Annotated in this window: 15 protein-coding genes; 7 read left to right on the plus strand and 8 right to left on the minus strand. The window is 65.0% G+C overall.

The genetic code is table 11. The annotated features are described in order from the left end of the window. Window positions 1–314 precede the first annotated feature (314 nt). Window positions 315–1,085 (minus strand): TetR/AcrR family transcriptional regulator, encoded by a 771-nt coding sequence (locus HUV06_RS08120; protein ID WP_254600985.1) that lies wholly within the window; start codon window positions 1,083–1,085, stop codon window positions 315–317. Here HUV06_RS08120 and HUV06_RS08125 point away from each other — a divergent pair. Together HUV06_RS08125 and HUV06_RS08130 are read left to right on the plus strand one after the other, a co-directional pair. Then, entirely contained in the window at window positions 1,048–2,262 is a 1,215-nt protein-coding gene (locus HUV06_RS08125) for an NAD(P)/FAD-dependent oxidoreductase (protein ID WP_217433722.1), read from the plus strand. The two genes, HUV06_RS08120 and HUV06_RS08125, sit on opposite strands and share 38 nt — an antisense overlap. Beyond that, a complete protein-coding gene (locus tag HUV06_RS08130) occupies window positions 2,246–3,457 on the plus strand; it encodes an FAD-dependent monooxygenase (protein WP_254600987.1) in 1,212 nt (403 codons plus the stop codon). Before HUV06_RS08125 ends, HUV06_RS08130 begins: the two co-directional genes overlap by 17 nt. 259 nt (window positions 3,458–3,716) lie before the next feature. On the opposite strand, the gene HUV06_RS08135 is transcribed toward HUV06_RS08130, so the two are convergent. Genes HUV06_RS08135 through HUV06_RS08150 form a run of 4 tightly spaced genes read right to left on the minus strand, consistent with a single transcriptional unit; the run spans window position 3,717 to window position 7,561 of the window. Further along, the gene (locus HUV06_RS08135; protein WP_174300769.1) at window positions 3,717–4,463 is read right to left on the minus strand and encodes an alpha/beta fold hydrolase; all 747 of its coding nucleotides are present in this window, start codon (window positions 4,461–4,463) and stop codon (window positions 3,717–3,719) included. Window positions 4,464–4,473: 10 nt separating this feature from the next. Next, complete coding sequence (locus HUV06_RS08140) at window positions 4,474–5,880, minus strand: MFS transporter (RefSeq protein WP_174300770.1); 1,407 nt, start codon at window positions 5,878–5,880, stop codon at window positions 4,474–4,476. Beyond that, window positions 5,877–6,185, minus strand: a complete 309-nt coding sequence (locus HUV06_RS08145; RefSeq protein ID WP_174300771.1) for a DUF4387 domain-containing protein — start codon at window positions 6,183–6,185, stop codon at window positions 5,877–5,879. Before HUV06_RS08145 ends, HUV06_RS08140 begins: the two co-directional genes overlap by 4 nt. Further along, window positions 6,173–7,561, minus strand: coding sequence for an acyclic terpene utilization AtuA family protein (locus tag HUV06_RS08150; RefSeq protein WP_174300772.1), 1,389 nt, complete (start codon window positions 7,559–7,561; stop codon window positions 6,173–6,175). The genes HUV06_RS08145 and HUV06_RS08150 overlap by 13 nt, the downstream gene beginning before the upstream one ends. Before the next feature lie 196 nt (window positions 7,562–7,757). On the opposite strand from HUV06_RS08150, the gene HUV06_RS08155 reads away from it, so the two are divergent. The 5 genes from HUV06_RS08155 to HUV06_RS08175 all read left to right on the plus strand — a co-directional run bounded on the left by HUV06_RS08155 (window position 7,758) and on the right by HUV06_RS08175 (window position 13,533). Continuing rightward, the gene (locus tag HUV06_RS08155; protein ID WP_174300773.1) at window positions 7,758–8,948 is read left to right on the plus strand and encodes a citrate synthase family protein; all 1,191 of its coding nucleotides are present in this window, start codon (window positions 7,758–7,760) and stop codon (window positions 8,946–8,948) included. Between the two features lie 481 nt (window positions 8,949–9,429). Next, the gene (locus HUV06_RS08160) at window positions 9,430–11,484 is read left to right on the plus strand and encodes a TonB-dependent receptor (protein ID WP_174300774.1); all 2,055 of its coding nucleotides are present in this window, start codon (window positions 9,430–9,432) and stop codon (window positions 11,482–11,484) included. 196 nt (window positions 11,485–11,680) lie between these two features. Beyond that, window positions 11,681–12,664 (plus strand): alpha/beta hydrolase, encoded by a 984-nt coding sequence (locus HUV06_RS08165; RefSeq protein WP_217433724.1) that lies wholly within the window; start codon window positions 11,681–11,683, stop codon window positions 12,662–12,664. 341 nt (window positions 12,665–13,005) lie between these two features. Then, window positions 13,006–13,209: a hypothetical protein gene (locus tag HUV06_RS08170; protein WP_174300775.1), complete on the plus strand. Its 204-nt coding sequence runs from the start codon at window positions 13,006–13,008 to the stop codon at window positions 13,207–13,209. A 180-nt stretch (window positions 13,210–13,389) separates the two neighbouring features. Next, window positions 13,390–13,533: a hypothetical protein gene (locus HUV06_RS08175; RefSeq protein WP_174300776.1), complete on the plus strand. Its 144-nt coding sequence runs from the start codon at window positions 13,390–13,392 to the stop codon at window positions 13,531–13,533. A 379-nt stretch (window positions 13,534–13,912) separates the two neighbouring features. Here the strand turns inward: HUV06_RS08175 and HUV06_RS08180 are convergent, their stop codons facing one another. The 3 genes from HUV06_RS08180 to HUV06_RS08190 form a co-directional block, all read right to left on the minus strand. Next, window positions 13,913–14,242 carry a HigA family addiction module antitoxin gene (locus HUV06_RS08180; RefSeq protein WP_174300777.1) on the minus strand — a complete coding sequence of 110 codons (330 nt, stop codon included), beginning with the start codon at window positions 14,240–14,242 and terminating at the stop codon, window positions 13,913–13,915. 28 nt (window positions 14,243–14,270) lie between these two features. Next, the gene (locus tag HUV06_RS16460; protein WP_174300782.1) at window positions 14,271–14,663 is read right to left on the minus strand and encodes a type II toxin-antitoxin system RelE/ParE family toxin; all 393 of its coding nucleotides are present in this window, start codon (window positions 14,661–14,663) and stop codon (window positions 14,271–14,273) included. 511 nt (window positions 14,664–15,174) lie between these two features. Further along, the coding region (locus tag HUV06_RS08190; RefSeq protein ID WP_217433725.1) for a hypothetical protein at window positions 15,175–15,806 on the minus strand (632 nt) is incomplete at its 5' end.

The following is a 15,806-nucleotide window of genomic DNA, read 5'->3' on the forward strand; positions in this document are numbered from 1 at the left end:
CTCTCAACTGACCAACGAGTCGGTCAGCCTACCAAAATCCTCAGCTAACTCGGTCGCGGCTTTCTCACTCAGTAGGACTAGCCGCTCTGCTAATAAAGGATGGGAGCCGCTGGGCTGATATGCGGCGCGAGTAGCCGTTAACCAGCATGCGGTGAGCGACAGCTCCCGGCCGGCTTGGGCCAACGAGCTGCCGGACAGCTTTGCGCCCAAAGTACGCCGTTCAACGACGAACTTCCTGATCCCGAAAGCTGCCGTACCTCATCTTACCAGTGACCTGGCGTAGAGCGTCGGGTCCGGCCATCCTCCGCCGTGTGCTACCGCGAGGTGTCTCGGGTTGGTCGGCGTGAGCGCTCGATGCCCGCGAGGATCAGGTCTACGCCCGCGAGGAATTGCTGGCGGTCGTCGTGCCCCGAGAGCTCCGCAGCGACCTGGCGTACGAACGGATGCTCGACGGGGTCGAGCTGGACCCAGCGCGCGGCGACCTCCGTCAGCAACGTCGTCCGATCCATTTCGCCGCCGAACCGGCTGGACCCGACGGCGTACTGCCCGGCCAGTCCCAGGATAAAACGGAGGAGCGCGGTGGCGGCGTTGAACCGGGCCTGCTTGGGAACGCCGAGCGCTGTGACCTGCGCGCCCACCGCCTCCAGGATGCGTAGGACGGCGGGCTGCCAGGGATCGTTGGCGAGCTGAACGCCGACCCAGGGGTGCGCGTCGATCGCGTCGAACACGCCAAGCGCGAGGACCCTGATCGCCTCATTCGGCGACGCGCCGCCATTTACGTGCGCGATCGCCTGGGCGACCAACTGATCTGTCGCCGCCGTCAGCAACGTCTGCTTGTCCGCCACATGCCAGTAGATCGCTCCGCTGCCGGTCGCGAGCCGCGCCGCCAGCGTCCGGAACGTCAGCGCGTCGGCGCCGCCTTCGTCCAGGATCGCGATCGCAGTCGCAACGATCTGCTCGCGCGACAGAGGTTCGGCGCGGCGTTCGCTTCTGTCCGTCATCGTATAGAGCTTGACAGGTCTGGAACATCGTTCCAAGAGGACCTTTATGGAACAGCGTTCCATTCCGGCGACTTCGGTCGCCATCATCGGCGCGGGCCTGGGTGGGCTGGTGCTCGCCCGCATCCTCCACCTGCATGGTGTGAATGCAACCATCTACGAGGCTGACGCCTCGCCCGAGGCCCGCGCGCAGGGCGGCCTGCCCGACATCCACGAAGAGGACGGTCAGGCCGCGCTCGCCGCCACCGGACTGACGGACGCCTTCCGCGCAATCGTCCACGAGGGCGGCGAGGCGACGAGGGTGCTCGATACGCAAGGTGCGGTGCTGTTCGAGCAGGCTGACGACGGTACAGGAAGCCGTCCAGAGGTCCCGCGCGGCGAGCTGCGTCGCATCCTGCTCGAGTCGCTGCCCAAAGGTGCGGTCCGCTGGGGCTGCAAGCTGGCGTCGTTATCGCCGCTCGGCGACGGTCGCCGCCAGCTCACCTTCGGGGACGGCTCGGTCGTGGTCAGCGACCTGCTGGTCGGAGCCGACGGCGCCTGGTCCAAGGTGCGGCCCCTCCTGACCGACGCGACACCCGCCTACGTAGGCGTCACATTCGTCGAAAGCTCGCTCCATAACGTCGATGCGCAGCATCCCGCGACCGCAGCGGCGGCCGGCGGTGGCGCTATGTTCGCGCTTGAGCCAGGCCGGGGCATCTTCGCGCACCGTGAGCCGGGCGGCATGCTGCACGCCTATGTGGCGCTCACCCGGCCGCTTGACTGGTTCGCCGCGGTTGATTTCACCGACGCCGCCGCCGCCCAGGCGCGGATCGCGGCCGAGTTCGAGGACTGGACGTCGGCGCTCACCGCACTGATCACCGACGGCGAGGGGCCGCTGGTGCTCCGCCCGCTCCATGCACTGCCGACCGGCCTCACCTGGCCGCGCACGCATGGCGTAACGCTGATCGGCGACGCCGCACACCTTGCGCCTCCTGCCGGCGAGGGCGCAAACCTCGCCGGCAGGACGGGGCGGAGCTGGCCGCCGCGATCGTCGCGCATCCGGGTGACCCTGAGACTGCGCTCGCAAGCTACGAGTCGGCGATGTTCCCGCGCGCCGCAGCGGCCGCTGCCGAGGCCCACCGCATCCTGTCGCTGTGCCTTGACGATCGCTCGCCGGCAGGCCTGCTCGACTTCTTCGCTGGAGTTCTCGCCGGTGGCGGTGACGGCTCTGCCCCGCCGGCGCATCCGCTGTTTCCTTGAGACGCGGCGTGACCCTGACGCATGACGTCCTGATCGCCGGCGCCGGCCCGGTCGGCCCGTTGCTCGCCTGCGAGTTGCGCCTTGCGGGCGCGTCGATGCTGGTGCTGGAGAAAGCCGACGATCCGCACTCGCCGCTGAAGCGGCTGCCTTTTGGTCTGCGCGGCCTAACTATGCCCAACATTGAGGTGCTGGACCGGCACGGGCTGTTGGACGCCATCGCGGCGCCATCGGCGGCCGCGGGAGCCGCCGCCCACTGGGCGAACCAGCCGCGCCGTCCGGGCGGACATTTTGCGGGTATCCAGTTCCACCTCGACAAGGTCGACCGCTCAGCGTGGCCGGAACGCCCGCCGGGCTTGCCAAGTCCGCCGCTCGCCGTCGAGCTGGAGCGGGTCGAGCTGGAGCGGGTCGAGCTTGCGCTCGGCGCCCGTGCCGAGGCTTTGGACGCGGAGATCAGGCGAGGCGTCGCCGTCGAAGACGTCGAGCAGGCGGAGGACGGCGTGACCGTCCTCGCAGGCGACGCACGTTACGACGCCGCTTGGCTGGTGGGATGCGACGGCGGCCGCAGCGTTGTGCGCCGCGCCGCAGGCTTCACGTTCACCGGCACAGAGCCCGAGTTCACCGGCTACTCGGTCGAGGTGGAGCTGGCGGACCCGGCCCTACTGCGCGCCGGCCGTCATCACGGACCCGCGGGCATGTACACGTTCGCACCGCCGGGAGTGATTGCGATGGTAGAATTCGACCGCGGCGCAGCCCACCGGGTCGAGCCGATCACCGCTGAGAACGTCGGGGCAATGTTGCGGCGCGTCTCCGGCGTCGACGTGGTCGTGACCGCGCTCCGCCAGGCGACGACCTGGACCGACCGCGCCTTCCAGGCCGGCGTTTATCGCCGGGGCCGGGTGCTGCTCGCCGGCGACGCCGCGCACATCCACTCGCCGCTCGGCGGCCAAGGCCTCAACCTCGGACTTGGCGACGCCGCCGACCTCGGCTGGAAGCTTGCCGCGACGGTCCGGGGTGATGCGCCCGCCAATCTGCTCGACACCTATGAGCGCGAGCGCAGACCGGTAGGCGCAGCGGTGCTCGACTGGTCGCGGGCTCAGGTCGCGCTGATGCGGCCGGATCCGGGATCTCGCGCACTGGCGACGATCATCCGCGATCTGATCCAGACGAGCGATGGCGCGAGCTATGTCGCCGGCCGGGTCTGGAGAATGGGACCGGCATAACGACTCGCGTCGTGACCAACCGCCGGCGCGCGCTCCGCCCTCAGGCTGGCCGAGCGCCCGCACGCCTTTTCCCCAGCGAGGCTGACCCATGCCCTACCAGGACCCGTCCAACTTCCGCCTGTTGCCCGAGCTGGCCGGGCTCGCGCACGGAGGCGGAGACCTTCGTCGCTTTCGACAAAGCGGTGGGGCGCAGCGACGACGCGATGCCGCCCTTTGAGTTCGTAGTGACCAAGCGGAGTCTGACCGCTCGGCGCAGCCGTCACATCGCATGCACTGCTGGCCCGGCGCAGGGCGACGATTGTGCTATGATCTCCGTGATTTCGTCAGGTGCAGTAATCATCCCACAATGGCCGGTTGGGACGGTGACGACGCTCCAACTTGGGTTGGAACGGGCGAAGGCTGCGGCGCGCGCGGATACGGGAAAGCTCGGGTTGGTGAACTCCACAAAGGTGACCGGTCGCCCCGCCCCGATAGGCTCGCGATAGTTGAGTGCGGTAGTATTGGTGCCGAGCGGCTGCGGCGTGACGCGGCGATCGACCCAGGCCTGATCCTCCGGGTTCAGCACTCCAAAATGAAGGGCTGAAGGCGGCGGCAGGCTCAGTTTGCCGCTCGGCTCCGAGGATGCGAGCCGCTTCGCGCGCTCCTCGGGTCCGAGTTGGTCCATCAGAGACTGGCCGCTCTGCGCCAAGGCGGCGTCGAGAAAGACGACGCTGCGGATCCTGTCCGAGACGCGGTCGGTGACGCCGGTAACGACACGGCCGCCGAAGCTGTGACCGACCAGGACGACGTCCCGGAGTTCCTCGGCCTCCAGTACCTGAACGATGTCCGTGATCCAGGTCTCGAGCGTTATGCCGGAGGTCAACAGATGGCTCCGCTCCCCCACACCCGTCATTGTCGGGCTGAAGACCTTGAAGCCCTGCGGACGTAGCCGGTCTTCTACGCGCCTCCAGCACCACCCGCCAAACCAGGAGCCGTGCACCAGCACGATGGGGGGAAGAGCGTCCACGGCTACGACCTCACGACGCGATAAGCTGCAGGTGTTCCAGCCCGTCTGCTGTGAGCCCGCGGGTGCGGGGGCCGAACAGGGCTATGATGATCAAGCTCACAGCCGCCGCCGCCGTCACGCCGACGAGCACGCCTGCGACGCCGAAGGTGACCAACAGGAAGCCGATCATGTAGCTGTTGAAGGCGGCGCTCAGGCGGTCCACGGAGTAGACCAGCCCGATCGCACGGCCACGAAGCCGAGTTGGGAAGAGTTCGCTCCGGTAGGTGTGCAGGCCATAGGACAACAGGTTCGCTGCGATGCTGATCACAAGGCCGCACACGATCCAGCCCAGCGCGGCGCGCTGAGCCACGAACGCCAGACCGGCTACGGCGGTGATCGCGGCGCCTAAAACGATCTGCCACTTGCGTTCGAGCCGGTCTGCGAAGAGGCTGAACATCAGGGGTGCCAGGGGGAAGCTGATGGCGATCAGGGCGGAGTAACCCAGGCTCTTAGTCAGGCCGACGCCCCGCGCCTCCAGCAGGGTCGGCAGCCAGTTGTTGAAGCCGAAATAGGCGAAGGTCGCCGTGCAACTGGCGGCGATCAGGACAAGGACACGGCGGCCAAGCTCGCCCTTGAACAGCTCGTTAAAAGCTCCCTCACGCAGCTCGGGGGCTCCGGCGCTCGTAGCCTCCGGTGGAGGGAGGGAGCGACCGGTACGGTGTTCCACCATCCGTTCGACGCGCTCAAGGATGACGGACGCCTCGGCCCCGCGGCCGTGCTCGGCGAGCCAGCGCGGCGACTCCGGCAGACCCATCCGGACCCACCATATCAGTGCGGCTCCGACGACGGGGACCAGCAGCAGCAGGCGCCAGCCCTCCACCCCGCCGAGGCTTTTGTGCGCCAGCAGGGCGGCAAGCAGCCCAGCCAGCGGCACGGCTGAGAACTGGATCGCGGTGCTGATGGCAAAGCCGCGGCCACGCAGCGCCTTAGGCATGACCTCGGAGAGGTAGGCGTCCACCGCGACGATCTCCGCGCCCACGCCGATGGCGGCGATCAGGCGCCAGAGGCAGACCCCCAAGGCGTCGTGCTGCACGCTCATCATGACGGTCGCCGCCGCGTACCAGATCAGAGAGTAGGTGAAGATCGGGCGGCGTCCCAGGCGGTCCGACACCGAGGAGAACAGGATCGCGCCCAGGAACAGGCCAGCAAAGGTGGCGAAGGCCAAGCTGGCCAGGTCCGGCAGCCCGAACAGGCCGCCGCGTCCGCTGTGGAAGACGCCTGCACGCACCAGCATAGGCGATAGCAGACTGGTGAGCGCGGTCTCGTAGATTTCGAAGAAGGCGCCGAACGAGATGCGCGCCACCCATCCCCACAGCGGCCGACAGGACGGCAGCCGGTCAATTCGCGCGGTTATCACCGCGGGGCTGACCGCGTTCACGGTATCTCGACGTACATCAGGGGCGAGGACTGCTGGCCGCCGTGCATGTCGCCGTCCCCGAGGTCTCCCTGGGTCAGTGGACGGGGGATGGAGAACTTGAACGCGCGCGCATTAGGACAGGCGAACAGGCGCACCTTCTCGACAGGCTGCTTGTAGAGCGCTGCGAACATCTCCCGGCTCAGCGCGCCCGAGCGCGCCACGATCTCGTAGTCTTCGTCACTTGAGAACATGATGTCGAAGGTGAGGACGAAGGGACCCGCGTTCTTGCTCCGGATCAGGCTGGCGATGTCCTTCAGCTGACGCATTCGAGCGCCTCCCCGACGGTGAGCATCTCCATGCGGAACATCTCCGAGCTGGAATGCGGAACCGCGACATGGTTCAAGTTGAAGCGCCAGACGGGCCCACGCTCGATCTCTGCGGGGTTGTGCAGGCAGGCAAAGCCCGTGATCGCACCCTTCCACTGCGGAATGGGCGCGTGGAGCAGGGGCTGGCGACAGTATTGGATGATCGCGGTCGCCAGGGCCTGGGTGGCGGCGGTGGCCTCGACCACGATGCCGACCTCGTGCGGCAGCTCGCTCCGCCGGGGCTCAAGCACGCCCATGACCGCATCGCGGCCGTAGACGTGGAAGACCAGGGTGTACTCGTCCGGCTTGGCCTTCAGCAACTCGGTCACACCCTTCTTGATGTAGGCGGTGATTTGGCTCAGCCATTCGTCGAGCTGCATGATGATGTAGGGGTCTCGTACACCGCCGATGATCAGGCTCTGGTAGCCGGCGAGTTCCGCGCCCTCCAGCTTGACGGTGTAGCGGTCGGCGGCTGGGAACTCGCTGCCGGTGATGCGAACGCTGATCTCGTCGGCCTGCTCATAGCAGCTGTGGGTGAGGTCGAGCGCGCCCGAGCACTCCTTATGGAGGTAGGGGTCGGCGTTCTCATACAGGCTGTGCGCCGCGATGCTCTGCGGGGTGCAGCGAAGGCCGTCCCCAACAGGGCGGATGACCGCCTCGTCCTGCCGGACGGTGGCGAAGATTACGCCCTTGCCCATGGTCTCGCAGGCCAGCGTGCCGCATTCAGCGACTTTGCCGGCGTGCCAGGCCAGCCCGGGAGGAAAGCCGCGCAGGATGGGCAGGGCGGCGTAGAGAGCCGGGTCGCTGCAGCGACCGGCAATCACCAGGTCCGCTCCGGCCTCCAGAGCTGCTTGCAGCGGCTCCACGCCCATCATGCCTACGATGTGCGAGGAGCGGTCTATGGTGGCGTCGTCGAACGGGGGGGCGGGATCCAGCGCCAGGATGCGGCCCTCGGCGTTCAGTTCGTGCAGGTAGCCCTTGTCCTGTTCGGAGCGAATCACGGCCACACGCAGGCTGATCCCGCGGTCCGCTGCGATCTCGCGGACGATGTCAAGCATCCAGTCCACGTGCGCGTCCGCGCCCGCCGTTCCCACCGAGCCGATCAAGACTGGGATCGAAGCCTTGCGCGCGGCGCGAAGGACGATGTCGGTGTCGCGCAGCACGGCTTCGCGCGAGAAGGCCGTCTTGCCGGAACCAAGGGCGAACGGCCCGGCGTCGGTCGTCCCGGCGTCGGAGGCGATAAAGTGCGGTTTCAGCTCCAGGGCCTGCATGAGGCTGGGCTCGTGCACGCCCGCCCCGATGGCTCCAGAAGCGGCGACGTATCGGATCTCGTCCATCATTCCTCCACCAGCGGCGGCCGGCGCCTTCGCACAATCGAGACGTGGAGCGTCAGCACGCGTCCGGCGCATGACGGCGGACGGGCTCGCCGGTGCTCTCCCCGCCGGTACGTCATTAAATGCGCCGGCTTGAGACACCTCTGAGCGACGCGTTCGGGCTCGTCAATCTTTACCGAAGTCGTATAGATGCTGCGTCATGACGGACGACGGTGCATTCCTCAACGCGAGTGAAGCGGCGGCCCTGCTCGGGGTCAGCAAGAACACCCTCTACGTTTACGTGGGGCGGAAGGGTCTACGGTCCCAGGCCGTGCCTGGGTCGCGCGAGCGGCAGTATTGGAAAGCCGACATCCTGCGGCTGAAGCATGGTGAGCGCACGGCAGGCCGGTCGCCAGGCGAACTCAAGCGGGAAAGCGCCCTCACCCTGATCACGGATCAAGGTCCCTATTACCGGGGTCAAAGCGCGCTCGAACTGTCTGAAACCAAGTCGCTTGAGGAGGTGGCCGGACTGCTGTGGGACTGCCCGGCGGACCAGGTCTTCAAGGGCGAGGCGCCAAGAACGCCTGCAGCCTTCTCCCAATGGACTCGGCTGCTGGAAAAGGAGAGGAGCGTCGACCGGGCGTTGGGGCTTTTTCCTCAGTTGGAGCAGGCCGACCTGCGCGCCCACGACCTCTCTCACCTTGGCATGTCGCGTACCGGCGCCGACGTCGTGAGATGGATGACCGCGATCATCCTGCGGCAGGCAAAGGCGCCTTGCCGCTCGATCCACGACCACATCGCGCAATCCTTGAAGCTCGACGAGGGCAAGGCGTCTCTGGTCCGCCGGCAGCTGGTCCTGGCGGCGGACCATGGCTTCGAACCCGCGGCCTATGCGGTACGCGCGGTCGCCAGCACCGGCGTGTCGCCCTGGCGGGCTGTAATGACGGGCTTGCTTGTCGTGCTCGGCCGACGGAGCGGCAATGGACGGTTCGAGAGCATGCGGACTTTCCTCCTGGAACTCCATCAGGGCGACCCGCAACGATCGCTTGTGCGGCGGCTGCGCGACGGCGAGCCCGTCCCTGGCTTCGGCTCCCGCCTCTATCCTCAGGGCGACCCGCGGGCGAAGGCCTTGCTCGCCCACTGCGTCGAGATTTTCGGTGACGATCCCAGGCTTCAGCAGGTAATCGCCGCACAGGCGATCATGCTGGATGCAACAGGTCTGCACCCCGACTTCGCCTTCGTAAGCCTGCTCGTCGGCGAACTGCTCGGTCTTTCCGCTGACGCTTCTTTCTTCTTGATTGGTCGAACGGTGGGATGGGTCGCTCATGCCATGGAACAGTACGCAGCCGGTGAGTTTGAGCATTTAGAGGGTCGGTACCTCGGACCTCTTCCTACTTCGAAAAGTACGTGAGTTCACATTCCCGCGTAAAATCATGTAATCGCTCGATCAGTATAGGCTATATTTATAGCTCTGGTGTATACAGGGCCATAATCAACCACTCGCGTCATGAGACCTGAGCACTTGACTGGGCTGTAGCCCACCCGCCTAAGATGCGCCCCACATATTTACAAGACGCGTCAAGATTGACCGCTCGTTGGCGGCCTCGCTACGGGTTTGTCTGAGAGCGGTTCAAGCCGCCGACGATCAGGTGCGCCGCCCGCGCACGAGGGAGGACAGCATGCTGAAAATCGGCCCCAGCGCCTTTGCGTTGTCGTTGTGCATGGGATCGGCCACGCTGGTGCACGCGCAACAGACGTCGCACGGACCCGTCGCCTCTCAGCCGACCAATGCGCCGACATCGACGCCGGACACGGCCGGCGCCGCGGCTAGTTCTCCCGCACAGGGTGGCTCAGTCGCGCCCAGCGCTGCTCCGCCCACACTGACGGAAATCGTGGTCACCGCGCAGCGGCGCTCGGAGAACCTGCAGAAGGTGCCGATCTCCGTCACAGCGATTACGGCGGCCAAGCTCGCATCCGCCAACATCACAACGACCGCCGACATCGCCTCCATCACGCCCTCTTTGACGCTGTCGCAGTCGCAAGGCAGCATCGAACCCCGCATCCGGGGGATCGGCAACAGCTCAGCCGGGCCCTCAGTGGAGAACTCCGTCGCGACCTACGTCGACGGCGTCTACATCGCTCTGGCGGCGAACTCGCTTCTGAACCTTGAGAACATACAACAGGTCGAGGTGCTGGACGGTCCGCAGGGCACGCTGTTCGGCCGCAACGCGACCGGCGGCCTCGTACAGATCATCACCAAGGATCCGAAGTCGACCTTCAGCGGGAACGCCGACGTCAGCTATGAGAACTACGACACTACCCGGCTCGGCCTCTACCTTACTGGCCCAGTGGTCAACCACCTAGACGCCGACTTGGCGATCTATGCAAGCCACCAGGGCGACGGCTACGGCACCGACCTCGCCAACGACAAGCCAACCTATAAGACCGACCGCGACATCGCGCTCCGCTCTAAGTGGCTGGCGCGGTTCGATGAAGGCACAACGGTCCGGCTGGCCTTCGACTTCTCAAATACGGCCTCGTCTAATCCAGGGTTCTCGACCGTGGCTGGCCTGCAGCCCGTCTTCGGCAAGCTGTCCCCGCAGGTCATATCGACAATCGACACCCACCCCTACGACGACGACGACAACAACCCCTTCATCCACCGGGTCATAGGAGGTGGCGTGAGCGGTCGGGTCGACCAAGTTTTGGGGCCGGTGACCCTGACCGATATCGCTGCCTATCGGCGCGTGACCTACCAGCAGGCCTTCGACGCGGACGGCTTGCCCACGCAGATCGTCCAGCAAAGCTTCACGCTGCCTGAGGAAGAGATCACCGACGAACTCCAGATCGCGCCGACACACGCCGGAAAGCTTCAGTGGATCGCTGGCCTGTTCTACTTCCACGATGACGGCGCCTACGACTCTCTCGACACGGCGATCGGAGCCCCGCCGGCTCAAACCCAGACGATTTCAACACCGGATTTCACGACCCGGTCCATCGCCGGCTACGGCCAGGCGACTTACGAGATCTTGCCGCAGACCCACGTCACCGGCGGCTTCCGCTATACCTACGAGTACCGCACGGAAGGCGGTTCGGCCGGAGCTATAAACGCCGCGGGCGTGCAGACGATCAGCGCCATTCCCGACGCCAGCACCCATACGAGCACGCCGACTTGGCGGCTGGCGCTTGATCATCAGTTTGGGCCGGACGTGCTGGGCTACATCTCGTGGAACAGGGGCTTCAAGAGCGGAGGGTTCAATCCAACGGTCGTCTCCCAACCGCCTTACCGGCCCGAGCGCCTAGACGACTACGAGATCGGCGAGAAGAGTACGTTGTTCAACGGTCGACTCCGAGTGAACGCGGCGTTTTTCTACTATGTATACAAGAACATCCAGGTCAATACATTCCTGAACAGCTTGGCCGTCATCTACAATGGTGCGGAGGCGCGGGAATATGGCCTGGACGCGAGCTTCGACTTCTCGCTCACCCGGGACCTCCTGATCACCGGCGGGGTCGTGCCGTTGCACGACCGCTTCAGCGATTTTCCCGACGCCGTCATCGCCACGCGCAACGGCGACAACACCACGTCCACCCACACCGGCTCGGCCACAGGCAACCGCTTACCGTTCGCGCCAGACGCCACCGCCAGTCTAGGCATCGACTACAAGCGGACCATCGGGCCGGGCCGGGCGGACCTCTTCGTCAACGACCTATATAATTCCGGCTACTACGGCCAGCCGGATAACTTCCTTCATCAGGGCGCTTTCCACCAGCTGAACGCCTCCCTCCAGTACCAGCCGGACAACAGTCCACTGACTTTCAAGCTGTACGCCCGCAACATAGTCGATAATCATGTCGCCGAGTTTCTCTCCGTAGGCACGACCGGCACGGCCGTGTCGTTCGAGGCGCCGGCGACATATGGCTTCACCGTGGGCGTCAAGTTCTAGGTGGGACTCGCGCCTGCGCTCCGGACGACGCCGATAGCTGGGTCGCGACACCTGCAACGAAAGGTTGGGTGGGCCGCGATATGACCTGCACTCATGCGACAGGAACATCATCGCCTTGACTGCGAGTGGACAAGTCGTCGCCCGCACCACCTTCTTCGTGGGGGGCTGCTACGCAGGGCCGCCCGAGGCTCAGGTGATGCACGGGCAGATCTTCGTGGAGGCGCTCACGCCCGAGCGAGTTTTGCACCCATTTCCGCTCGTGCTGATCCATGGCGGCGCCCAAACTGCAAACAACTGGCTAACGACGCCGGACGGACGGCAGGGGTGGGCAGACTGGTTCGTCGATCAGGGTTGGGTCGTTTACCTCGTCGATCAACCAGCACGGGGCCGTTCCGCTTGGCAGCCTGGCCTAGACGGCCCCTTGGTCCCTATTCCAGTCCACCATGTCGAGCGGCTCTTCACCGCCTGTGCGGAGTATGACGACTGGCCACAGGGCAAGCTGCACACTCAGTGGCCGGGCGGCGAGGGAAAGGGACATTCGGGCGACCCCGTCTTCGACCAGTTCTACGCCAGCCAAGTGCCCTGGATGGGGCGTATAGAAACCGAAAGCGCCGTTTCGAGGGCGGGCGCGGCGCTGCTGGACCGCGTCGGTCCTGCGGTCGTGCTGGTGCATTCTCAGGCCGGCGCCTTCGGGTGGCTGCTGGCAGACGCCCGGCCGGAGCTCGTGAAAGCCATCGTCGCCGTCGAGCCATTCGGCCCTCCCTTTAGGGATGACAGCGCGCTCAAGAACGTCCCTGATCGGTCCTGGGGCCTGACCCTCACGCCGCTGACCTACGATCCACCTGTCACGGCGGACCATCCCCTTGAGTTCGAGCAGCAGAGGCGCGTCGATCCCACCCTCCAGGCCGGCTGGCTGCAGAAAGGACGTCCGAGACGCTTGGCGAACCTGCGCAACGTCCCGGTGCTTGTCGCGACAGGGGAGGCTTCCTACCACGCCGCCTATGACCACTGCACAGTGGCCTACTTGGTCCAGGCCGGCGTGCAGGTTGAGCACATGCGCCTAGCTGATCGTGGTGTGCACGGCAACGGCCACATGATGATGCTGGAGCTCAACAGCCTGGAGATAGCGGCCCTACTGAACGCGTGGTTGATCCGAACGCTTGCCGGATCGGACGCCTGAGCGGCTCCGCGCGCGTCGAGGCCGCAATGCGTATCATCAGGGGTAGGCGGATTTAGAACTTTGTATCGGACGCGCTTATGGCAGCTATAGCTATCCTCAACTCCAGAACCTGCCAGACCGGAATCGGCCAATTTTTGCCATTTTGGAACGGCGTCTCGCACTGCACGAAGCTTCTTAGTTCGAGGCAGAGATGAGGGGGAGGGGCGTGGGCGTTCCAGCTGATCCACCGCGATCAGGGCTGCTGCGCACGTAAGCGCCTGAGCTCCAGCCATAGGCGTTCAGCGGGGGATTTACATTCGACTCGAAGGTGCTGGACTCTTGGACAGCGCGGAGCCGAGCTGATGACTAACGCAGTCGAGTTGGACCAACGCATCACCGTGCGAGTGCTGCGCGAGACCAGTCTTGCGCTTGAGCGCGCCGCGATCGGCGCCCACACGCGTCCGGGTCAGCTTGCCCGGCGCATGCTCTTGGACGGGCTGCGCGCAAGCGGCTTTGAGTTTCCGCAGGCTGACGAGCTTGGTGATGGCCGAGCCAATTTTCGATAATACTCCGGCGCTGTTAGCACTGGAGTGCAATAGATACAAACGGTTATAGCACCTCATTTCCGATAAGATATCATCTGCGCGATCCTTTTGTAGACGCAAAGTGCAAATGTCACCCGTGCGCAAGTTAGAGATGGCACTCCCTCAGCCCCGGGAACGGCGGCCTTGGGACAACGATGGGACGTGATCCGCGACGTGGACCGGGGTCGCATGATGGCGGCGGCCGCCGCTGGACTGCTGGCGCTGGAGCGCCGGCAGATGTTCCCATTGCCGAAGGCGGCCCGGCCTGAGGGTGCGCCCAGGCGGATCTCCGAGCGCCATAACTAGCCCTTGCTGAACCAATTGCCCTTCTACTTTGCGTGGACACGCCCCTTGCCCACTCGGGGCATGTGGCGATGCGCGTCCTCATTTTCCCAATCTCCTGCTGCAGTTGGCCAGCGCGTCGGAAGGCATCAAGATCCGACTATTGTGCGCTATTGCCGCGCATGCCTCTCGTAGGGGCCCTCCCTTGGCCCTTACGCGGGGGCCGACTTACCTCTGCAGCCCAGGCACTGTCCTCCGTCGCGAAGCCTCGCGTGGTCCGCAGCTTGAACGCGCCAGCAGTGCAGGCGGTCGCGCGCTGCGCTCTGGCGAGGGCCGGCGTCTCCTGTGGTGATCGCCACGGCCTCCGAGGGCCTAGTCGCGATCTGATAGAAGGCTGACTGTTTCATGCCGCCTCCGGTGCTCGAATAGGCTCGATCTCCTCCAGGCGCGCGCCCGCTCGAATGGCTGGGTCGGCCAAGTCGAAGTTAGCCTGAAGTGCCATCCAGAACCCCTCCGTGGTGCTGAAAGCCCTGGACAAACGCAGGGCCGTGTCTGGCGTCAGCGACACCTCGCACCGGGCTAGGCGCTCGATGCGTGTGCGCGGGACATGCAGGCGCGCCGCTAGGCTGTAGGCGGTCAGACCGAGCGGCTTCATGAACTCCTCTAAAAGGATCTCTCCGGGATGAACGGGAGATAGCTGAGCGTCGTTACGATCGAAGATGCGGGCAGCCATCTCGATGCCTTGGGTTACAGTACGGAACCTAGTGGTAGTCGACAAACTCCACGTCTGCCGGGCCGTGCTCGGTCCATATGAAGCACAGCCTGAACTGGTCGTTTACCCTGATGGCATATTGACCTCCTCTATCGTCCTTTAGTGCTTCTAGGTGGTTGCCTGGTGGAGACCTTAGATCATCCAACGAATCAGCAGCGTGAAGCATAACTAGCTTGCGCTGGGTGCTCCTGACCACATCCTGCGGAAATCCTTTTCCGGGCTTCCTTAGATTGTGGAGCGCCTCGCAACGCTCATCTTTGAAACTCTGGATAGCCACACGTGGCACTCCTTGCGTCACTTGGTTACGTATCACGACGAGATACGTTGCGCAAGGCCGTCGCAGTGGCTGAAATATGGGGCGCAATGAGCAGCAGATGAACATGCCGGCTGGATGCTCGGCCACGGAGAGAAGCGGTGATGGCGGCCTTCATGGTGCAGATTGCCGCCCAGCCACCGTCTGGGTGCGCCAAACCTGGGCGCCAGGCGTCGCCCATTCGTCCATGGAATCGCCGAACGTACTATTCTTCCCCCAAAGCCTTTGCTCGTTCACTCGCCCCAGCCTGAACAACGGCAGATCTCACCGCTTCGAGCGCCTCAAGAGCATCCGCCCTTGCTCGGTGTCGTGTCGCCGATCGCGGCCGTCCCACCTCTAATTCGTCAGCCAAATGGCTGGCGCAGACGCGGGCGTGATCAATAGCGGCGTTCAAGACGGCCGAGGGATGCAGCAGCGCGCGCGCATTTTCCAGGCAGGCCTTCACGTTCTCAGCCATGACCCCTGGGTCGACCCAACTGTCCCGCTGAAGATATGCGCGGGCGCTGTCGAGGAAGTCTCGGGCGGCGGCACCTATCGACGTCATCACCGTTCCTGTACTGCCGAGCCGAGCCAAGTCTGTTCATGCCGGTATGTACCAGTCGCTGGTGGAGGCGCTAGGCTCGATGGAGTCTGGCGAAGCTGAGGCGCCGAGGATTATCAATCCCTGGCCGAAGAAGGCTTGAAAGCCGAACAGTGACTCATCCTCGTTTCGGCCCCACGCGTAGCGAAACTGGTCGCCCAGGTTGGTGTTGGTGCGCCGGCCGATCACCAGACTCGGGAGAGCCTCGCGCATGTTGTCTATCGCCGTCTGCGTCGAAGGGATGACTTGCTGCGACCAAGCCGTCAGTGATCCCCATCGCCTCGGCAGGATGGAGCCGGTCTCCCGATAATGTAACGCCCGTACCAGCTTCCGAGCGACCGTCGTTATGTGGCCGTTGACCTCGGCTGACACACCTACGATAGGTGCGCCGGCGAAGGTCTCACCTGCTTCCGGGTGCAGACCCCAGCGGCCGAATACCCGCCGCTTCTCATTTGCGGACGCCAGTGAAGGCAAGCATCCAGGGGCATTGTTCCGGACCGCTCGAACAAGAGGCGCGATGTCGTCAGTTTCATCGTCACCGCGACCGGTGTCTGCAAGGCGGAGCATAAGGGCTAATACCAGGCGTCCTAAATACTGACCTGCGCCCATTGGCGGGTTCCGATGGAGGTGAT

The organism is Caulobacter sp. S45 (genome assembly GCF_903642205.1).
GTDB lineage: Bacteria > Pseudomonadota > Alphaproteobacteria > Caulobacterales > Caulobacteraceae > CAHJWH01.